This is a genomic window from Massilia pinisoli, from assembly GCF_024753285.1.
Taxonomy (GTDB): domain Bacteria; phylum Pseudomonadota; class Gammaproteobacteria; order Burkholderiales; family Burkholderiaceae_D; genus Telluria; species Telluria pinisoli.
The window spans coordinates 74,542-94,089 of the sequence record NZ_JANUGW010000004.1; the positions used below are offsets into that span (position 1 = coordinate 74,542).

Consider the following 19,548-nt stretch of genomic DNA (forward strand, 5'->3'; position numbering starts at 1 on the left):
CTGCGCTTTCGCATTGTCGCTGCGATGCCGCGACACTACTGCCGCTTGCGACGGTTTCTGGGGATTCCGTTTTTTTCCATCGAATTTGCATTTTGGCGGGGCCGATGGAGACGCCCCTGTGTAAAATATCGTTTTAATTCTTACACCAGCAGAGGTTTGACCGCCGCCTGTCGATTATATATTCAAAATGAAGGACTTAGAGAGAATTTCTGGGAAGACAGAGCGAATGACCCTGCAAAACGACGTTGTTCCCCCTTCATCACAGACAGACAGCCGCTCCACGCCTACTGCCCAGTTTGTCACAATCACCGAGGAAGAAGCAGGCCAGCGCATCGATAACTATCTGCTGCGCGTCTGCAAGGGCGTCCCGAAAAGCCATGTTTACCGCATCCTCCGCTCCGGCGAAGTGCGCGTGAACAAAGGCCGTATCGATCAGTTGTACCGCCTGGCCGCGGGCGACGTCGTGCGCATCCCGCCCGTGCGCATCGCCGAGCGGGCGGCCGGCGCCGCCCCCGTGCCCGGGGCCGAATTTGCCATCGTGCATGAAGACAGCCACCTGCTCGTGATCGACAAGCCGGCCGGTGTCGCCGTGCACGGCGGCTCGGGCGTGTCGTATGGTGTCATCGAACAATTGCGCGCAGCCCGGCCGGATGCCAAATTCCTGGAGCTGGTGCACCGTCTGGACCGCGAAACGTCCGGACTGCTGTTGCTGGCAAAGAAACGTTCCGCGTTGACGAGCTTGCACGAGCAAATGCGCGACGGCACAACCGACAAGCGTTACCTGACCCTCGTCGCCGGCGACTGGCGCAATCCGCGCCAGCACGTCAAGCTGCCGCTGCATAAATATACGACGCCGGACGGCGAGCGCCGCGTCGTCGTGCAGGCAGGCGGCCAGGAGGCGCATACGGTATTCAACCTGCTGCGCAAGTGGACGGACTTTGCGCTGCTGGAAGCCGAACTCAAGACGGGACGCACACACCAGATCCGCGTGCACCTGGCGTCGTCCGGCTTTCCAATCGCCGGTGACGAGAAATACGGCGATTTCGCACTCAACAAGCAGCTTCAGAAGGCAACCGACACGCGCGGCGCGCTCCGTCGGATGTTCCTGCACGCGTACCAGATCACGTTCCAGCACCCGGAGACGGGCAAGCCGCTGACCCTGAAAGCGCCATTGCCGGCGGAATGCGACCGTTTCTTGGTAAGCTTGGGGCCTGCGCAAGAAGTCAAAGCACGCAATACCAATCGATAACGCGCCACCGGGAACCCGGTCCCGCCAGCGGCAGATCCTGCCGGCGGGAAGGGGAACTTGCAGGCGGGAATGAGGAGCCGGCGCCACGAGCGCCGCAAGACATGGCAAGAAAGCAATTCGATCTGATTGTCTTCGACTGGGACGGGACGCTGATGGACAGCACCGCCACCATCGTCAAATGTATACAGTCCGCCGCGAAGGACCTGGGCCTCGCGGTCCCCAGCGATGCCGCCGCGGCCCACGTGATCGGCCTCGGCCTGGGCGAAGCCATGCAGGTCGCGATGCCGAACATCGATCCGGCCATGTATCCGCGCATGGTGGAGCGCTATCGCTACCACTTCCTCACGAAAGACCATGAACTGGTCCTGTTCCAGGGCGTGCGGGCGATGTTGGACGAGCTTTCGCAGGAAGGCTATTTCCTGGCGGTCGCGACGGGCAAGAGCCGGGTTGGCCTGAACCGCGCTTTGAACGCGGCGGGCCTGCTGTCGACGTTCGATGCGACCCGTTGCGCGGACGAGACATTTTCCAAACCGCATCCCGCAATGTTGCAAGAATTGACAAGGGAGCTCGGCCAGGACATGCGACGTACCGTTATGATCGGCGACACGACGCATGACTTGCTGATGGCAAACAATGCGGGCGCCGCCGGCGTCGCCGTCGAGTACGGCGCCCATCCGGTCCAGCAATTGCAGGCATGTCATCCCGTCTTTACCGCGAAGAACGTGCCCGAACTGCACGCATGGCTGGTCGAGAACGCATGAGCGACACCGAGGACGTCTATATCTGCGAGTCGGCGGCCGTCGAGGACGGCGGCATGGGCGTCCGTTTCCCGGTGCGGGCGTTCGGCGCCGATGCGACGGGTTTCGTCGTGCGTTACAGGGGCGCTGTCTACGCCTACCTGAACCGCTGCGCCCACGTGCCGATCGAACTGGACTGGTCCAAGGGCGAGTTCTTCGAGTCCAGCAAGCTCTACCTCATGTGTTCGACGCACGGCGCCATCTATGTGCCGGAAACGGGCGCGTGCGCAGGCGGGCCCTGCCGAGGCGGCAAGCTCCGGCCGATCGCCTTGCGCGAAACCGGCGACCGCATCTACTGGCAGCCGGACCAGTACATCCGCCCACCGGTTCAGGACCTGACCGACAGCCGGACGGGGTCACCATCACCAGGCATTTATGAGCGATAACAACAGGAACGATAATCCGAATGACTCTCGAGCGGCCGCGCCCGCATCCTCGAGCAACTGGGAACGCGAGACCCTGGAGCGCCTCGTCTTCGCCACCGTGCGCGAGCAGCGCGCTGCGCGCCGTTGGGGCATCTTCTTCAAGCTGTCTTTCCTTTTGCTGGCATTTTTCGCCATCTGGGCGTATTTCGACTTCAACTTCGGCAGCTCGGACATCGAGGCGCTGGGGCGCCACACGGCATTGATCGAAATCGACGGCGCCATCGAGGACGAGGGCAGCGGCGCGGCCGACACGGTGATCCCGTCGCTGAACAAGGCATTTTCCGATCCGGGTTCCGCGGCCGTCGTCCTGCGCATCAACAGCCCGGGCGGCAGCCCTGTGCAGGCCGGCATCATCGTCGACGAAATCCAGCGGCTCAAGAAGGGCTATCCGAACAAGCCGCTGTACGTGGTCGTGGATGAAATCTGTGCGTCGGGCGGCTATTACATCGCGGCAGCCGCCGACAAGATCTATGTCAACAAGGCGAGCATCGTCGGGTCCGTCGGCGTGCTGATGGACGGTTTCGGCTTCACGGGCTTGATGGACAAGCTCGGCGTCGAGCGCCGCCTGCTGACGGCCGGCGAGAACAAGGGTTTCCTGGATCCGTTCAGCCCGCAGTCCGACAAGCAGAAGCAGCATGCGCTGGAAATGCTCAACGAGATCCACGAGCAGTTCATCGCCGTGGTGCGCGCTGGCCGCGGCAAGCGCCTGAAGGAAACGCCGGAGATTTTCTCGGGCCTGTACTGGACCGGCGCGAAGGCCGTCGAGATGGGGCTGGCCGATGGCTTCGGTACCGTCGACACGGTCGCGCGCGACGTCGTGAAGGCCGAAGACATCATCGATTACACGGCACACGAAGGCTTGCCGGAACGGGTGCTGAAGAAATTTGGCGCGTCGGTGGGTGCCGGTGCCGTACATTCGATCTACCGGGGTGCCGTGCCCAGCTTGCGCTGAGCACGGGCATCGATCGGCGTATCGGTTTCGATAATTTGGCTTGAAACTTACGAACGGTGGGCTATAGTTGGTGTGTAGCTGTTTCGGCGCTAACGACAAGATAACAGCCTGTTCTTGACGTTGTCGGAACCGCTTCAGACCCGCATCCGTGCGGTTTCGAGAGAATTCAATTCCTCAAGCTGGAGTCCCAATCGGGAAGGAAACGACGGCGCATGCCGTCGTTTTCATTTTGGGCGTGCGTTGCCGGCGTCGGCCGGAAGGTCGCCTGGTGCGGGGGGCGAAGCGTGCCGGCTGCCATGCACGACGTGCTTCTTGCTGAGTTCAACGCGGTTGCCGGATAGTGGCGTTGTCTCCGCGACCACGCCGTCGGCCCCGTCATGGTCGGGCTGATGAAAACCCCCGGCTTCGAGCCACGCCTGAAACTGGCGCTGCCCCTGCTCATACCACGCGGCGCGCATCGGCAACTGGTGCTCGAAACAATGTACATGCGGGATGTCGCCACCCCGCGTCCAACGCGCCAGCGCGAGCCGAGTCGGGAACAATGCCGCATATTCCTGGGCCACCTTCGATCCGCTGCTTGTGGCCGCGAACGAAGAAGGGGTGCTCTGGTTCTGTTTTTTTTCGATCTGCACGTTTGCCTCGAGGTTGGGGTTGATCCGATGCGCCGGGTGGTGCGGCCCACCTTTAGTCCTACACTCAGTAACTGTAGGTCGATTCCTAATCAGGTTTCAGTGTATCAACGGGACATAGTCAATTCTTGAGATGTGTCAAACGAATTCTTGCTTCGAGTGGAAACCCCGAGTTTGCTGAACTTTGACGCTTGCATTCCTTCTGTTACAGTCTCGCCCCATGAGTAAATTATCCCTCGACCGCGTGCTCCAGTCGCAAGGCTTCGGTACGCGTAAGTACTGCCGCGCCCTCATCGAAGACGGTGACGTGGTGATCAACGGTGAAGTCCACGACAACTACAAGACGCTGGTAGAGACGGACGGCCTTGTGCTGACCGTCTTCGATGAAGAATGGACGTACCGCGAGCACGTCTATATCGCGTTGTACAAACCCTCGAACTTCGAGTGTTCGCGCAAGCCCAGCCATCATCCGGGCGTCCTCACCTTGTTGCCTGAACAATTTACCTGGCGCGACGTCCAGCCAGTTGGCCGGCTGGATCACGACACGACGGGGTTGTTGTTGATGTCGGACGATGGGCCGTTCATCCATGCGCAGTCGTCGCCGAAGCGGCATATCCCGAAGGTGTACCAGGCGACGACCCAGGAGCATGTGACCCAGACGCTCGTGGATCAGCTGCTGTCAGGTGTGCAATTGCATGATGAGCCGGCGCCGCTGGCGGCTCAGTCTTGCGTGCAGCGCGGGGATCATCAACTGGAGATCGTGTTGGAGCAGGGGAAGTATCACCAGGTCAAGCGCATGCTGGCGGCAGCTGGCAATCATTGCGCGGCGTTGCATCGGTCGCAGATTGGTGGGTTGACGCTGGAGGCGCTGGGGTTGAAGGAAGGGGAGTGGTGTTATTTGGAGCGGGCGCAGTTGGAGTTGCTCGTGCCTGGTTGAGAGTGATCACTTCGCTAGATAGAGCAGCTTCTGGCGCGCCGGCATCCACGAGGCGTGCGGCCACTTCCGCGAAACGCACTGACCACCGAGCTGACGGTTGTCAGCCCCCAGCAATGCAGTCTGCCGGGCATGACCGCGCACCTGTTTAGTCTCGGTCTGGTGAGGCAGTCGAACGACCAGACATTTATATTGTCGCGGAGCTTGAGATGGTTCTATCTCCGGTTTGGCATTGAGCGGACCGGGGGGGGGGGCCGTGCAACTCAGCTGGGAATGTCCGTTTGCCGTACGTATCAAAGGATATGTTGAGGTGTATTCGGGGCACAGGAAGAGCCTCATTGGCTATAGCTACTACCGAAACACGGTCGGAATTTGACTGTTTGGAACGTGCTGACGAGCAGTGAGGAGTCGGGCGCGCCACTCGACCGTTGGCGACCTGATACCATCTACCCCTTGTCGAGGTTCGTTACGCTCAAGGGCGGTAACGATTGATTCTCGTTGCGCGTGATCCAGAAATTGCCAGTAGCTATGGCGACATTGCTCACGCGTATGAAGTGGGCGCGCGCCATGCAGCGACTGTCGCGAACCACGCGCTTGATGGCGTCGAACCAAAAGGGATCCTCACGAAATTCACATCGTCGTGACGTTGTGGAGACAATTGATCTAACAAAAAATAATAGTTATTGCTCTTCGTTAGCTATCCTTGTGTTGTAATGCCCCGGATGTGGCAGGTAAAGTCGAAGTTGTCATTTTGCATAGCACAAATTGTGATCGCACGTACAACAAAAGGTTCACAGTCTCCATTGCCTTCAGTTAAAATGTTGGATTGGTTCACCAGCCCTCACGCTTCATCTCACTAACGCCCAATGTTCAAGTTCACCAAGAGTTTTGCGGCCGTGGCCATGGCCGTCGTTTCCATTGCCGCTTCTGCGCAAGATGCGAACAAGTCCGATCTCTTCAATCAAGAGTCCTCCGCGACGTCGGCGTCTGGCATGCGGAATGCAGGCGATGCTGCGTTTTCCGATGGGCTGAGCAGCGGGACTGCGCGCAGGACCCGTATTACCAACGGGCAGGTGGGTGAGCGCGGGTCTGCGAGTGACGCCGCGGCCAAACGCGATGAGAAGACGAAGAACGGCCGCGTTGGCGCCGCTCGGCCTGACGATACGCTGACCGAGCGCGACACGCGACGCTGGGATGCTGCGCGTTTGAAGAGGAGGAATTTCAACGACGCGGACGACGAGAAAGAGCCGAGCGAATTTCAGAAGTTTGTTGCTGACAACACGGGGAAGATGCTTCCCATTTTCGGCGCCGAGTTTTTCGCCAACGGATCGTCTACGTTTACCCCTGTCTCGAATGCGCCGGTCCCGTCCGACTATCCTCTCGGGCCTGGCGATGAGCTGATGATCCGCGGCTGGGGGACGATCGATATCGATTACCGCGCTACCATCGACCGCAACGGCACCGTTTCGATCCCGACCATTGGTAGCGTGCCGCTCGCGGGGGTAAAAGCCGCAGATGCGCAAAATGTCATTCGTGCCGCAGTCGCCCGTTTGTACAAGGGTGTTACGGTTAACGTGACATTTGGTCAACTGCGCGCAATGACTGTGTACGTGGTGGGTCAGGCGAGCCGTCCGGGTACCTACACGGTGTCGAGTCTGTCGACGCTGGTGACCGCACTGTTTGCCAGCGGTGGGCCGAACGCAAACGGTAGTATGCGTCACGTCCAGGTCAAGCGCGGAGGCAAGGTCGCTGCTGAACTCGACCTGTATTCCTTCATCGCCAAGGGCGACAAATCCGCAGATATCAAGCTGCTGGATGGCGATACGATCTATATTCCGCCGGCAGGCGGTTTCGTAGCGCTGACGGGCAAGGTTAACAGCCCGGCAGTGTATGAATTGAAAACCAACGGCGAAACCATCGAGTCGCTGCTGAGCTTTGCCGGCGGTCTGCCGGTGGTTGCGGATCCGCGTCGTGTTTATCTGGAACGAATCGATCCGAATAAGAGTCATCCACGCAGCGTTGAGGAATTCGCACTGAATACGGAAGGCCTGCGGCGCCCGCTGAAGAATGGCGACGTCCTCAACGTGACCTCGATCACTCCGGATTTCTCCAACGCCGTGATCTTGCGCGGCAACGTCGACCAGCCGGTGCGTGCGCCGTTCAAGCAGGGCATGCGCATCAGCGATTTGATTCCGAACCGTGAATACCTGATTACCCGCGAATCGACCAAGCGTCAGAATAATGTCGTAGCGACGGGCGACAACGAAAAAGACACTACCGAGGACGCGACTCGGATAGCTTCGCATATCGGTAACTTGATCGATCCGATCAACTGGGACTATGCAGTCATTGAACGCGTCAATCGCAGCGATCTGAGCGTCAGTCTGATTCCCTTCAACCTTGGTGCGGTGTTCACGAATCCGAATGGCCCCGACAATGTCCAGTTGGAGCCAGGCGATACCGTGACGATCTTCTCGCAGGAAGACGTTGCGGTGCCGATGGACAAGCGACAAGTGTTCGTGCGTATCGAAGGCGAAATCAAGGTGCCTGGCGTCTACCAGATGACGGCCGGCGATACGCTTCAAAGTCTGATCGCCAAGGCGGGGGGGCCGACCGGCAATGCTTACCTGTTCGGTACGGGCTTTTATCGCGAAGAAGTGAAAAAAGAGCAGGAAGCGAACCTGCAACGAGCTGCGGACCGCCTTGAAACCCAGTTGCGCAGCGAGCAGTCTCGCCAGATGGCAAATCTGCGTGGTTTGTCGCCGACCGAAGCCGCGGCAATGACCTCGCAGTTCGAGTCCGAGCGTCGTACCGCCGAAGAGCGTATTGCCCGTTTCCGCAAGCTGCAACCGACCGGCCGCATCGCATTTGGCCTGGATCCCAATGATCGTTCGTTCGGACATTTGCCGCCGGTCACGCTGCAGAACGGCGACCGCCTTGTCGTGCCGTCGAAGCCTGCATTCGTGCATGTATTTGGCGCGGTGAACGCCGAGGCGTCACCGCTGTGGCGGCCGAACAGCCGCGTCAAGGATTACCTGAACATGGCGGGTACGACTTCGGATGCCGATATCGACAACGCCTTCGTGCTGCGTGTTGACGGTACAGTGGTGTCGTCGGATTCGCAGGGCTGGTTCTTCGGTAAGATCGGCGGTCTTGAAGTGATGCCTGGGGATACGATCGTGGTGCCGGAGAAGCTGGACAAGCAAACCGCATGGACGAAATTTACGCAAGGAGCGCGCGAGTGGACACAGATTCTGGCGAATTTTGGGCTCGGCGCAGCGGCGATCAAGACATTGCGTAATTAATTCCTAAGGATCGTAATAGTTCTGGTATGCAGTATTTTGCTCTTGACCGAACTAACGAACTTAATGCTGTGATATACGGAACAAGCGGTTGATTGGAAGTGCCTGAATCGTGCGTGCGCTTCCGATAAATACCGATCCCGACCACTCTTCAATTATTAGACTTATGAAATTGGCGAATAAACGAATTCTAGTCACCGGTGCCGATGGTTTTATCGGCTCCCATCTCACTGAGCACCTGGTGCGTAACGGCGCGAACGTGCGCGCTTTCGTCCAATACAACAGCTTCAACTCGTGGGGGTGGCTCGACGATTCGGATGAGCAGGTGAAGAAATCGCTCGACGTGTTCGCTGGCGATATCCGTGATCCGCATGGAGTGCGCACGGCGATGAAGGATGTTGATGTGGTGATGCATCTAGCGGCGTTGATTGCGATTCCGTATTCGTATCACTCGCCTGATACGTATGTGGACACCAACGTCAAGGGGACTCTGAACATCGTACAGGCCGCTCGTGAATTGGGTATTGAGCGTGTCGTTCATACGTCGACAAGCGAAGTGTACGGCACGGCTCGCTTTGTTCCAATCACCGAAGAGCATCCACTTCAAGGTCAGTCTCCATATTCAGCAAGTAAGATCGGCGCCGATCAGATCGCACAGAGCTTCTTCCATTCGTTCGACACCCCGGTCGCCACGATTCGTCCGTTCAATACGTACGGACCGCGCCAGTCCGCACGTGCGGTCATCCCGACCATCATCACCCAGGTGGCATCCGGCGCAAGCCAGATCAAGCTGGGCGCCGTCCATCCGACCCGTGACTTCAACTACGTGCAGGATACGGTGCGCGGCTTCGTCGCAGTCGCCGAAAGCGATGCAGCCATCGGCCAGGTGATCAACATCGGCAGCAATTATGAAATCACGGTCGGCGACACGGCAAAGCTGATCGCCGAGCTGATGGGACGTGAAGTCGAGTTCTACACTGACGAGCAGCGCCTACGTCCGGCCGGCAGCGAAGTCGAGCGCCTTTGGGCCGACAACAGCCGTGCCAAGGCGCTGACGGGATGGGAGCCGCGATTCCCGGGCGTCGAAGGCCTCAAGGCTGGCCTGAAGGAAACGATCGACTGGTTCACGAAACCGGAAAACCTGGCCCGCTACAAGGCTGGCATCTACAACATCTGAGGTACTCATGCAGCTTGCCGCTACCATCGCCGAACGCATCCGCGGTGTCACGGGTATTCCCCGGACCGCCTTGCACGAACCCGCGCTGAACGGTAATGAATTGGCGTATGTGACCGAATGCATCCAGACCGGTTGGGTTTCCTCGGTCGGCAGTTTCGTGGACCGATTCGAACGCGACCTGGCGGACTACGTCGGGGCCCGCTATGCGGTGGTCGTCAGCAACGGTACGTCGGGTCTGCAGGTGGCATTGATGCTTGCAGGCGTGACCGCGGGTGACGAGGTCCTGGTGCCGACGCTGTCCTTCGTCGCCACCGCCAACGCGGTGAGCCATTGCGGTGCCCATCCGCACTTCGTCGACAGCAGCTACGCGACGCTTGGCCTCGACGTCGACGCACTGGATGCCTACCTGCGCGAGACAGCACGGGTGAGCGACGGCGTGTGCGTGAATCGCCGCACAGGCCGGCGTATCGCTGCCGTCGTGCCGATGCACACGTTCGGCCATCCGGTCGACATGCCGGCACTTGTCGAACTGGCGCAGCGCTACGCGATCGAAATTGTGGAAGATGCCGCGGAGTCGCTGGGCAGCTATATCGCCGATCGCCATACCGGCGGGTTCGGCCGCTGTGCGATGCTCAGCTTTAACGGCAACAAGGTGGTGACGACCGGTGGCGGCGGCGCCATCATCACCGACGACACCGAGCTCGCCAAGCGGGCCAAGCACTTGACCACGACGGCCAAGCTGCCCCACGCCTGGGAATACAGCCACGATGAGGTCGCATTCAACTACCGCATGCCGAATCTGAACGCGGCGCTTGGCTGCGCCCAGCTGGAGCGTCTCGATGCGTTCCTCGCCGCGAAGCGCGAGCTGGCTAATCGTTATCAGCAGGCATTCGCCGATCTCCCGCAGGTGGAGCTCTTCACCGAGCGCGCCGGGACGCGCGCCAACTACTGGTTGCAGACACTGCTGCTCAAGCCCGGGCACGTGGACGAACGCGACGCTGTGCTGCGCGCGACCAACGACGCCGGGCAGATGACCCGTCCGGTGTGGAAGCTACTGCATACCTTACCGATGTATGCGCATTGCGAGGCGATGCCGACCCCGGTTGCGGCCGACCTGGCACGCCGCATCATCAATATCCCAAGCGGTCCGCAGTTGGTTGCAGGTGCGTTGTGACGGATCGTAAGAAAATCGCGGTCGTCACGGGCAGCAGGGCCGAGTACGGCATCATGTACTGGGTCTTGCGCGACCTGCGGGCCTCGCACGACCTCGAGCTGCAGCTGATCGTCACCGGAATGCATCTGTCGCCCGAGTTCGGGATGACGGTGCGCCAGATTGAGCAAGATGGGTTCCCGATCGCGCGGCGGGTCGAAATGCTGCTGTCGAGCGATACTCCGGGCGGCGTGACCAAGTCGCTGGGGCTAGGACTGATTGGCATGTCGGATGCGATCGAAGCTTGCCGTCCCGACGTCATGCTCGTGCTGGGGGACCGTTTCGAGATCCTCGCTGCGGCACAGGCGGCCCTGCTGCATAATGTGCCGCTGGCGCACATCGCCGGCGGCGACACGACCGAGGGTGCGTTCGACGAGTCGATCCGCCATGCGATCACCAAGATGGCGCACCTGCACCTCGTGACCAACGAGTTGTCGGCGCGCCGCGTACGGCAGATGGGGGAGGATCCGGCGGCCGTGCAGGTGGTCGGCAACCCTGGCCTGGACCACTTGCTCAGGTTGCCGCTGCTCGACCGATCTGCGCTCGAAGCCGCGCTGGCGGCGCCGCTCGGACGGCGTAACCTGCTCGTCACGTTTCATCCGGTCACGCTGGAACCGGAAGAGGGCGTGCGCCAACAGGCTGAACTGCTGGCGGCACTCGCGGTCCTGCCACGGGATACGGTGGTCTGGTGCACGCGACCGAACGCCGACACCGGCGGGCGCAGCCTCGCCCAGGCGCTGGATCAATGGGCGGAAGGCCGCGCCAACGTGCGCGTTTTTTCGTCGCTCGGCCAGTTGCGCTACCTGAGCCTGATGGAAAAAGTCGATGCCGTCGTCGGCAACTCGTCCAGCGGGTTGTACGAAGCGCCGTCGTTCAAGGTGCCGACGGTGAATATCGGCGACCGCCAGCGTGGTCGCACCGCGCCCGCGTCCGTGATCCAGTGCGAGCCGGAACGCGGCGCGATCGGCGCCGCGCTGGAACAGGCCTGGGGCATGGATTGCTCGGCCGTCGTGAACCCATATGGCGACGGGCGCTCGGCGCCGCGTATCGTCGCCGCCGTCCGGGCATTGGCCGTCGCCAAGCCTTCGTTGAAAAAAGTCTTCCACCTGGTGTGAAACCGATCGTGCAAAAACCTGTCTTTATCATCGCCGAGGCTGGCGTGAACCACAACGGCTCGCTCGAGCTGGCCTTGCAACTCGTGGACGTCGCTGCCGACGCCGGCGCCGACGCCGTGAAGTTCCAGACATTCAAGGCCGAGGCGCTCGTGACGGCCGCCGCCGCGAAGGCAGACTACCAGGTCAACAACACAAAGGAAGGCGGTTCGCAGTTGGACATGCTGCGCCGTCTCGAGCTGTCGCCGGCCGATCACGAACGGGTTCTTGCCCATTGTGGCAAGCGCGGCATCCGCTTCATGTCCACGGCGTTCGACGCGGACAGTCTCGCCATGCTGGCGCCGTTGGGTATGCCCGCGATCAAGATTCCATCGGGCGACCTCACCTGCGCACCGATGCTCCTCGCCGCGGCGCGGTTGCGTCAACCGCTGATCGTGTCGACCGGCATGGCCACCCTTGCCGACATCGAGCAGGGCCTGGGTGTGATCGCCTTCGGTCTCACGCACAGCGAAGCGCCGCGCAGCCGGGCCGATTTCGAGGCTGCATATTGTAGCGAGGCCGGTCGTGCTGCGCTCGACGAATTCGTCACGCTGCTGCACTGTGTGACCGAATATCCGGCGCCGGCCGTCAGTGTCAACCTCCGTGCGATGGACACGATGGCTGCCGCATTCGGCCTGCCCGTCGGCTATTCCGATCATACGCTCGGTCTCGAGGTGTCGATCGCCGCAGTCGCGCGCGGCGCGTGCGTCATCGAAAAACACTTCACGCTCGACCGCGCTCTGCCGGGGCCGGACCACCTCGCGTCGCTGGAGCCGGGCGAGCTCCGGCAATTGGTGACGTCGATCCGCAATGTCGAACAGGCGCTGGGCTCGTCCGTCAAGCAGCCGCGAGGCCAGGAAGTGCCGAATCGCGCCATTGCCCGCCGCAGCGTTGTCGCGGCGCGTCCGATCGCCAAGGGCGATGTAATCCGCGAGGATATGCTCGGCGCCAAGCGCCCTGGTACCGGCATTTCGCCGCTGGACACCTGGGCGCTAGTCGGGCGTCCCGCCAATCGCGCATATGCGCCGGACGAGCTGATCGAACCATGAATCTGCCCGTCATCGTCATCGGCGCCGGCGGCCATGCCGCCGTGGTGGTCGACGCGCTGCTCGCGGCCCGGCGCCAGGTGCTGGGGCTGACTGACGCAACGCCGGAGCGCCACGGTTGCCGCATCTGCGGTGTCCCGGTTCTCGGCGACGACTCGATCCTGGCCGACTACAGCCCTGACCAGGTCGAACTCGCCAACGGGGTGGGCAATGTCGGCGCTGCCTCGATGTCGTTGCGCCGCCGCGTGCAGGAACACTTGGAAGGCGCCGGGTGGCAGTTCTGTGGCGTCCGGCATCCGTCCGCTATCGTGTCGCCGTTTGCAAGCGTCGACGAGGCCGTGCAATTGATGGCCGGTTGCGTCGTCCAGCCGGGTGCCACGGTGGGCAAGGGCAGCATCGTCAACACCGCGGCAGTGGTCGAACACGATGTCGTGGTGGGTGCATGGAGCCACGTTGCCCCGCGTGCGGTCGTGTGTGGTGATGTCCGCATCGGCGCGGCATCCCATGTCGGGGCGGGCGCAGTGGTGCGCCAGGGCATTACGCTTGGTCCCGCCAGCCTCGTTGGCGCGGGGGCAGTCGTAGTCAAGAGTTTTGTCGGGAGTGGCACCCTCATTGGGATTCCCGCACAGCCAATGGAAAAACAAGTATGAAGAGTTGGGAAAAAGCGCTTATTTCACCGACGACTACCGTGCGTTCGGCGCTCGAGACCATCAACCAGGTGGGATGCCAGATCGCACTCGTCGTCGACGAATCGCGTCGCCTGCTGGGGACGGTCAGCGACGGCGACGTCCGTCGTGCTCTGCTGGAAGGTAAAACCTTGAACTCGTTGGTTCACGAAGTCATGCATATCAATGCGACCACCGTCAGCGAGCGCGATGATCGCCACGCGCGGCTGGCCAGGATGCGTCGAAATGTCCTGCATCAGCTGCCAGTCATTGACAGCAACGGCGTCGTGGTCGGGCTGGAGACGGTGGACGATTTCCTGACGGTCGAGGAGCGGGAAGAATCGGTCGTCATCATGGCGGGCGGCCTGGGCAGCCGGTTGCGCGAGCTTACGCAGGACACGCCGAAGCCCATGCTGCGCGTCGGGTCCCGTCCGCTGCTCGAAACCATCGTGCGTGCCTACGCCGACCAGGGTTTCCGCGATTTCTATCTAGCTGTCAACTACAAAGCGGAGCAAATCGAGACGCATTTCGGCGATGGTTCCGACCTCGGCGTGCGCGTACATTACCTGCGCGAAAACAAACGGATGGGGACAGCCGGCGCCCTCAGCCTGCTCCCGGAGCGTCCGGAACGGCCGTTCGTCGTCACCAATGCCGACCTGCTTACTAAGGAAAACTTCGCCTACATGCTGGACCAGCACATTGAAGCAGGAGCCGATGGGACAATGGGCGTGCGTGAGTATGAAATGCAGGTGCCTTTCGGTGTCGTGGTGGAGCGCGAAGGGCGCATCCAATCGATCGAGGAAAAGCCGGTACATCGTTTTACCGTCAGTTCCGGCATGTACGTCCTGTCGCCGCAGGCACTGGACCTGGTGCCGCACGACCAGTTTTTTGACATGCCGGCCCTGTTCGACGCGATGGTTGCGAAAGGAATGTTGACGCGCTGTCATCGGATCAACGGTTATTGGCTCGATATCGGACGGTTGCCCGATTTTGAGCGTGCCAACCGCGACTTCGATGAAATATTTCCGTAATTTTAATGGCACCGGCGGCACCATGCGCTGGCTCGATGAATACTAAGAAGAGCAATGCGACCTTTGGTTGCTTGCCTCTGCAGGTGGGTGCGATATAAAATAACCAGTTGCCCAAGCGCGGTCAGATTATGGGCGAGCTGACCAACAATGCAGTTTGGTACAACAATCGCTCCCCGGTAATATCGTCCAAGTATTAATTCAAACAAGGATTTAAGAATGAAAATCGGTCCGAGCAAAGAGGTTGATCTCTCGCGATTCAGCCGACCTGAGCCTGAGTTGGAAGTGTTGTACGGCTTGCCGCGTCACGTCGAATTTTGCACTAAGTGCAATATGTCGAATCAGCAGCCGATGTCGAGCAATGAATATGCTCACAGCAAGGATTCAAAAAAGACCACGCTTTCTTTCGATGAAAACGGCGTGTGCCACGCATGCCGTTTCAACGAATTGAAGGAAACCGGCGAGATCGACTGGGAAGAGCGCGAGCGCGAACTGATCGAATTGTGCAACCGTTATCGCAAGAACGACGGCAGCTACGACTGCATCGTCGGCGGCAGCGGCGGCAAGGACAGCGCCATGCAGTCGCACCTGCTGAAGTATAAGTACGGCATGAATCCGCTGACCGTCACCTGGTCGCCTCACCTGTACACGGACATCGGTTGGAAAAATTTCCAGAACTGGCTGCATATGGGTGGTTTCGATAATTACCTTTACACGCCGAATGGCAAGATTCACCGCTTGCTGACTCGGAATGCGACGATCAACCTGCTACACCCATTCCAGCCGTTTATTCTCGGTCAAAAAACCTTCGTCGCGAAAATGGCTGCGCGCCTGAACATTCCGCTGATTTTTTACGGCGAAATGCCGGGCGAATATGGCGAACAGGTTTCCCACAAGACGTCGTCGTATGCTGCGAAAGACGAGCAAGCTGAGAGCGAAGGGTTTTCGCTAGACTACCTGGGCGGCAAAGACATTCGCGACGTATTCCTCGGCGGTAAGCAGATTGGCGAATATCTCGACGAAGGCGTTTCGCTAGTCGACCTGATGAGCTATCTGCCGATGGATCCGGAAGTCCTGCACAAAAAGGGCATCGATTTCAAGTATCTCGGCTATTACAAGAAATGGGTCCCGCAGGAAGCGTATTATTACGCGGTCGAGCATACCGGTTTCGAGGCGAATCCGGTCCGTACCGAGGGGACTTACTCGAAATACAATAGCCTGGACGACAAGGTCGACGGTTTCTTCTATTTTACCCGCTGGATCAAGTTCGGTGTTGGTCGCGCGATGATGGATTCGGCCCAGGAAATTCGTAACCATCACATCACGAAGGAAGAGGCAATTGCTCTGATGCAGCGCTACGAAGGCGAGTATCCTGCGCGTTACGAGAAGGAATTCCTCGACTACATCTCGATGACCCGCGAAGAGTTCCTGGCTACTTGCGACCGCTTCCGTTCGCCGCACCTGTGGAAGGTGGAAGACGACGAATGGGTCTTGCGTCACAAGCCGGCGTGATTGGCTCCATTCGTTGAACCAGCCGATGTTCGATATTCCGAAAGAAAAGGTTCTGGCACTGATCCCTGCGCGCGGAGGATCGAAGGGGCTTCCGAGGAAGAACGTCCTTATGGCCGGCGGTCGTCCGCTCATCGGGTGGACGATTGCTGCCGCGCAGGCTTCGCACGTCATCGGCACGACGGTTTTGTCGTCCGATGACGAGGAAATCATGGCAACGGCGCGCGCCTGCGGTTGCGCGGTGCCGTTCCGTCGTCCGGAGGAACTGGCGTCGGACACGGCGGCGACGATGGACGTCGTGTTGCACGCGCTCGATCAGCTGCCGCCGTATGAGTATCTGGTATTGCTGCAGCCGACGTCGCCGTTGCGCACCGAAGCCGATATCGATGCCGCGTTCGAGCTGATGGTCCGTTCCGGCGCGCCGTCCTGCGTGTCGGTCTCGGGGGCCGAGCAGTCGCCGTACTGGATGTACCGGGTCGGCGCGGACGACCGGCTAAGCGCGGTATTGCCCGTGCCGGAAGGCGTGACGCGCAGGCAGGATCTGCCCGCCATATACACGTTGAACGGCGCGATTTATATTGCGCGGATCGACTGGTTGCGTCGCGTGCGCAGTTTTGTCAGTGCCGAAACCGTGGCCTACAAGATGCCCGCCGAGCGCTCCATCGATATCGATACCCGCGAGGATTTCGAAAAATTTTGCAGTATCGTCGAACAGCAAGTGCGCTGAACGCACGTACTTAACGATCTAATAACTGTAACAGAAACGCAATGAGCAAGAAATCCGTCCGACTGATTGCCCGGCTCGATGTAAAAGGTGAAAACCTGATCAAGGGCGTGCACCTCGAGGGGTTGCGCGTCATCGGCGACCCGCAGGCATATGCAAGGAAGTATTACGAGCAAGGTGCCGATGAGCTTATCTACATGGATATCGTCGCGAGCCTGTACGGCCGCAGCAACCTGAAGGACATCGTGCGCCGCACCGCGCACGATGTCTTCGTGCCATTGACGGTCGGCGGCGGTATCCGCTCCGTGAACGACGTTAGCGAACTGTTGCGTGTTGGTGCCGACAAGGTCGCCATCAACACCGCGGCCGTGAACCGGCCCGAACTGATCAGCGAGGTCGCGCGCCGTTTCGGATCCCAGTGCATGGTCCTGTCGATCGAGGCGAAGAGCATGGGGCCCGGACGCTGGGAGGTCTACACCGATTGCGGCAGGGAAGGTACCGGGGTCGACGCGGTCGAGTGGGCGCGCCGTGGCGTCGAACTGGGCGCCGGCGAAGTGCTAGTCACGTCGATCGACCGTGAAGGCACCCGCAAGGGTTTCGACCTCGCGCTGACCCGTGCGATCGCCGATGCGGTCAACGTACCGGTGATCGCCAGTGGCGGTTATGGCAAGCCGGCCGACCTGGGCGCCATTGTGCATGAGGCAGGTGCGGACGCCATTGCGGTGGCCGATGCACTCCACTACAACCTTTCCACCATGCCCGAGCTGCGGGATCACGCGCGCGCTGCCGGCATCCAGGTCAGATCAGTATGAAAAAACACGTCACCATCGTAGATTACGGCGTCGGCAACCTGTTCAGTGTCAGCCGCGCCCTCGAACAGTGCGGTGCCGAGGTCGCCATCAGTGCAGATCCGGCCGAGATCGAGGCGTCCGAACGCGTCGTGCTGCCGGGCGTGGGAGCGTTTGCCGACGGCATGCGCGGGCTGCACGCGTGCGGCCTCGTCGAGCCGGTCCGCCGCTTTGCCGCGTCCGGGCGGCCGCTTCTGGGCATCTGTCTCGGTATGCAGATGCTGGCCAGTGTCAGCCAGGAATTCGGTTCGCACGACGGCCTCGGGCTGATCCCGGGACAGGTCGTGCCGCTGCCTACAGTGGTCGAGGACGGCCGGCCATTGAAAATCCCGCACATCGGCTGGGACGTGATCGACCCGGCCTACCAGTGGGAGGAGAGCATGATGGCGGATACCGCGCCGGGAACGGCAGTGTATCTCGTCCATTCGTTCCACGTGGTGCCGGACGATCCCCGGTATGTGCTCGCAACTTATCGTTTCGGCGACCGGCCGATCACTGCAGCCATTCGCTATGGCAATATCCAGGGTTGCCAGTTCCATCCTGAAAAGAGTGGTCCAGCGGGATTGCGCATGCTGTCGGGTTTCATCAATACGCCGGTGAGTTGACCCTGATGCAGTCGGCAGCAGATTGCTTGCGGCGGAAATTTGAATCGAACAGAAATCGTTAGGCGGTAGCTTAATATGGAAGAGAAGCAACAATCAGTGATTTATTCGAACGATGACACCATGCGGGACGAAGTGAAAGTCGTCGACCTGTTGATTGTCCTCGCACAGCACAAGCGGCTCTTGCTTGGCTTGCCGTTGGTGGCAGCCGTGCTTGCTGCGGTCGTCGCAATGCTGTTACCGCCGGTGTATCGCGCGAGTACGACATTGCTGCCGCCTCAAAGTTCGTCGTCCTCCGCCAGCGCACTGCTATCGCAGCTGGGCGGGGCGGCCAGCCTCCTGTCTGGCGCGGCCGGCATCAAGAATCCAAGCGATGTCTATATCGGCATGCTCAAGAGCCGCACTGTGAGCGACAAGCTGATCAAGCGTTTTGATTTGCTCAAGGCGTACGAGACCGAGTCTCCCGAAAAGGCGCGCCTGCGCCTGAACGGAAACACGGCCGTCACCGCGGACAAGAGTGGCCTGATCGTCATCGAAGTGGATGACCGCGACCGCGAGCGTTCGGCGAAAATCGCCAACGCCTACGTCGAGGAACTCATGAATCTCACTAAAATCCTGGCTGTGACGGATGCGGCGCAACGCCGGCTGTTCTTCGAGCGCCAGCTCACCCAGGCAAAGAACAATCTGGCCAACGCCGAGATCCACTTGAAGCAGGTCCTCGACACGCGCGGCATGGTGAGCGTCGACGCCGAGACCCAGACCGTCCTGACGACCGTTGCCCAGGTGCGCGCGAAGATCGCCGCCAAGGAAATTGAACTCAATGCCATGCAGGCGTTCGTGACCCCGAACAACGTCGAGTACAAGCGGGCGGAAGAGGAGCTGCGCAGCCTGAGGGCCCAGCTTGGCCAGATCGAGAACGGCCGGCCGGGCGGCGCGCGTACCAGTACGCCGGAAGGGGTGGAGAACATCCAGGCTTTGCGCGACGTGAAGTACTTCCAGATGCTGTATGAACTGCTCGCCAAGCAATACGAAATGGCACGCCTCGACGAGGCCAGCAACTCGTCCGTCATCCAGGTGCTCGACCAGGCGATCGCGCCCGAAATGCGCGCCGCCCCCAAGCGCACCGTCATCGTGCTGATGGCGGCCGTGCTGGGACTGATCGTCGCCGTCGCGCTGGCGTTCGTGAAGGAAGGCCTGGCGCGCGCACGGAAGCGCCCGGGCGGCCGCGACGAATGGGCGGAACTCGCGGCCCATCTGCGGTTCCGGAAGACGGCACGTCAGAAATAATGCGGCGGCATGC

General features: G+C 60.5%; 19 protein-coding genes. 18 read left to right on the top strand and 1 reads right to left on the bottom strand.

The window, feature by feature from the left end; translation table 11 throughout:
- The first annotated feature begins 226 nt into the window (after positions 1 to 226).
- The 4 genes from NX784_RS06665 (at position 227) to NX784_RS06680 (ending at position 3,423) form a co-directional block, all read left to right on the top strand.
- Positions 227 to 1,249, top strand: a complete 1,023-nt coding sequence (locus NX784_RS06665; RefSeq protein WP_258815880.1) for an RluA family pseudouridine synthase — start codon at positions 227 to 229, stop codon at positions 1,247 to 1,249.
- A gap of 101 nt (positions 1,250 to 1,350) precedes the next feature.
- Positions 1,351 to 2,010, top strand: a complete 660-nt coding sequence (locus tag NX784_RS06670; RefSeq protein ID WP_258815881.1) for an HAD-IIIA family hydrolase — start codon at positions 1,351 to 1,353, stop codon at positions 2,008 to 2,010.
- The gene (locus NX784_RS06675) at positions 2,007 to 2,432 is read left to right on the top strand and encodes a Rieske (2Fe-2S) protein (RefSeq protein ID WP_258815882.1); all 426 of its coding nucleotides are present in this window, start codon (positions 2,007 to 2,009) and stop codon (positions 2,430 to 2,432) included. Before NX784_RS06670 ends, NX784_RS06675 begins: the two co-directional genes overlap by 4 nt.
- Entirely contained in the window at positions 2,422 to 3,423 is a 1,002-nt protein-coding gene (locus NX784_RS06680; RefSeq protein WP_258815883.1) for a S49 family peptidase, read from the top strand. Before NX784_RS06675 ends, NX784_RS06680 begins: the two co-directional genes overlap by 11 nt.
- 224 nt (positions 3,424 to 3,647) lie before the next feature.
- On the opposite strand, the gene NX784_RS06685 is transcribed toward NX784_RS06680, so the two are convergent.
- Complete coding sequence (locus NX784_RS06685; protein WP_258815884.1) at positions 3,648 to 4,055, bottom strand: hypothetical protein; 408 nt, start codon at positions 4,053 to 4,055, stop codon at positions 3,648 to 3,650.
- A 217-nt stretch (positions 4,056 to 4,272) separates the two neighbouring features.
- Here NX784_RS06685 and NX784_RS06690 point away from each other — a divergent pair, with 217 nt between their 5' ends.
- The 14 genes from NX784_RS06690 (at position 4,273) to NX784_RS06750 (ending at position 19,535) form a co-directional block, all read left to right on the top strand.
- Positions 4,273 to 4,989: a pseudouridine synthase gene (locus NX784_RS06690; protein ID WP_258815885.1), complete on the top strand. Its 717-nt coding sequence runs from the start codon at positions 4,273 to 4,275 to the stop codon at positions 4,987 to 4,989.
- Positions 4,990 to 5,242: 253 nt separating this feature from the next.
- Entirely contained in the window at positions 5,243 to 5,362 is a 120-nt protein-coding gene (locus NX784_RS28930) for a phospholipase A (RefSeq protein ID WP_370662913.1), read from the top strand.
- Between the two features lie 490 nt (positions 5,363 to 5,852).
- Positions 5,853 to 8,291 carry an SLBB domain-containing protein gene (locus tag NX784_RS06695; RefSeq protein ID WP_258815886.1) on the top strand — a complete coding sequence of 813 codons (2,439 nt, stop codon included), beginning with the start codon at positions 5,853 to 5,855 and terminating at the stop codon, positions 8,289 to 8,291.
- Between the two features lie 163 nt (positions 8,292 to 8,454).
- Complete coding sequence (locus tag NX784_RS06700; RefSeq protein ID WP_258815887.1) at positions 8,455 to 9,465, top strand: NAD-dependent 4,6-dehydratase LegB; 1,011 nt, start codon at positions 8,455 to 8,457, stop codon at positions 9,463 to 9,465.
- Positions 9,466 to 9,472: 7 nt separating this feature from the next.
- Positions 9,473 to 10,639, top strand: a complete 1,167-nt coding sequence (locus NX784_RS06705; protein WP_258815888.1) for a LegC family aminotransferase — start codon at positions 9,473 to 9,475, stop codon at positions 10,637 to 10,639.
- Positions 10,636 to 11,790: a UDP-N-acetylglucosamine 2-epimerase gene (gene neuC / locus NX784_RS06710; protein WP_258815889.1), complete on the top strand. Its 1,155-nt coding sequence runs from the start codon at positions 10,636 to 10,638 to the stop codon at positions 11,788 to 11,790. The genes NX784_RS06705 and neuC overlap by 4 nt, the downstream gene beginning before the upstream one ends.
- Positions 11,791 to 11,798: 8 nt before the next feature.
- Positions 11,799 to 12,875: an N-acetylneuraminate synthase gene (gene neuB, locus NX784_RS06715; protein ID WP_258815890.1), complete on the top strand. Its 1,077-nt coding sequence runs from the start codon at positions 11,799 to 11,801 to the stop codon at positions 12,873 to 12,875.
- A complete protein-coding gene (locus tag NX784_RS06720; RefSeq protein WP_258815891.1) occupies positions 12,872 to 13,522 on the top strand; it encodes an acetyltransferase in 651 nt (216 codons plus the stop codon). Before neuB ends, NX784_RS06720 begins: the two co-directional genes overlap by 4 nt.
- Positions 13,519 to 14,568 (top strand): nucleotidyltransferase family protein, encoded by a 1,050-nt coding sequence (locus NX784_RS06725; RefSeq protein WP_258815892.1) that lies wholly within the window; start codon positions 13,519 to 13,521, stop codon positions 14,566 to 14,568. Before NX784_RS06720 ends, NX784_RS06725 begins: the two co-directional genes overlap by 4 nt.
- Before the next feature lie 216 nt (positions 14,569 to 14,784).
- Complete coding sequence (locus NX784_RS06730; RefSeq protein WP_258815893.1) at positions 14,785 to 16,077, top strand: N-acetyl sugar amidotransferase; 1,293 nt, start codon at positions 14,785 to 14,787, stop codon at positions 16,075 to 16,077.
- 13 nt (positions 16,078 to 16,090) lie between these two features.
- Positions 16,091 to 16,801, top strand: a complete 711-nt coding sequence (locus NX784_RS06735; RefSeq protein WP_258815894.1) for an acylneuraminate cytidylyltransferase family protein — start codon at positions 16,091 to 16,093, stop codon at positions 16,799 to 16,801.
- A 41-nt stretch (positions 16,802 to 16,842) separates the two neighbouring features.
- Complete coding sequence (hisF, locus tag NX784_RS06740) at positions 16,843 to 17,610, top strand: imidazole glycerol phosphate synthase subunit HisF (protein ID WP_258815895.1); 768 nt, start codon at positions 16,843 to 16,845, stop codon at positions 17,608 to 17,610.
- Positions 17,607 to 18,251 (top strand): imidazole glycerol phosphate synthase subunit HisH, encoded by a 645-nt coding sequence (gene hisH / locus NX784_RS06745; RefSeq protein WP_258815896.1) that lies wholly within the window; start codon positions 17,607 to 17,609, stop codon positions 18,249 to 18,251. The genes hisF and hisH overlap by 4 nt, the downstream gene beginning before the upstream one ends.
- Positions 18,252 to 18,326: 75 nt before the next feature.
- Positions 18,327 to 19,535, top strand: coding sequence for a Wzz/FepE/Etk N-terminal domain-containing protein (locus tag NX784_RS06750; RefSeq protein WP_258815897.1), 1,209 nt, complete (start codon positions 18,327 to 18,329; stop codon positions 19,533 to 19,535).
- Positions 19,536 to 19,548: the final 13 nt, after the last annotated feature.

What these genes read in the sequence shown, in the direction of transcription:
- NX784_RS06690 (WP_258815885.1), top strand. Translation starts at nt 4,273, where the DNA reads ATGAGTAAATTATCCCTCGACCGCGTGCTCCAGTCGCAAGGCTTCGGT.
- NX784_RS06700 (WP_258815887.1), top strand. Translation starts at nt 8,455, where the DNA reads ATGAAATTGGCGAATAAACGAATTCTAGTCACCGGTGCCGATGGTTTT.
- NX784_RS06705 (WP_258815888.1), top strand. Translation starts at nt 9,473, where the DNA reads ATGCAGCTTGCCGCTACCATCGCCGAACGCATCCGCGGTGTCACGGGT.
- NX784_RS06730 (WP_258815893.1), top strand. Translation starts at nt 14,785, where the DNA reads ATGAAAATCGGTCCGAGCAAAGAGGTTGATCTCTCGCGATTCAGCCGA.
- NX784_RS06665 (WP_258815880.1), top strand. Translation starts at nt 227, where the DNA reads ATGACCCTGCAAAACGACGTTGTTCCCCCTTCATCACAGACAGACAGC.
- hisH (WP_258815896.1), top strand. Translation starts at nt 17,607, where the DNA reads ATGAAAAAACACGTCACCATCGTAGATTACGGCGTCGGCAACCTGTTC.
- NX784_RS06675 (WP_258815882.1), top strand. Translation starts at nt 2,007, where the DNA reads ATGAGCGACACCGAGGACGTCTATATCTGCGAGTCGGCGGCCGTCGAG.
- NX784_RS06695 (WP_258815886.1), top strand. Translation starts at nt 5,853, where the DNA reads ATGTTCAAGTTCACCAAGAGTTTTGCGGCCGTGGCCATGGCCGTCGTT.
- NX784_RS06720 (WP_258815891.1), top strand. Translation starts at nt 12,872, where the DNA reads ATGAATCTGCCCGTCATCGTCATCGGCGCCGGCGGCCATGCCGCCGTG.
- NX784_RS06750 (WP_258815897.1), top strand. Translation starts at nt 18,327, where the DNA reads ATGGAAGAGAAGCAACAATCAGTGATTTATTCGAACGATGACACCATG.
- NX784_RS06670 (WP_258815881.1), top strand. Translation starts at nt 1,351, where the DNA reads ATGGCAAGAAAGCAATTCGATCTGATTGTCTTCGACTGGGACGGGACG.
- hisF (WP_258815895.1), top strand. Translation starts at nt 16,843, where the DNA reads ATGAGCAAGAAATCCGTCCGACTGATTGCCCGGCTCGATGTAAAAGGT.
- NX784_RS06725 (WP_258815892.1), top strand. Translation starts at nt 13,519, where the DNA reads ATGAAGAGTTGGGAAAAAGCGCTTATTTCACCGACGACTACCGTGCGT.
- NX784_RS06680 (WP_258815883.1), top strand. Translation starts at nt 2,422, where the DNA reads ATGAGCGATAACAACAGGAACGATAATCCGAATGACTCTCGAGCGGCC.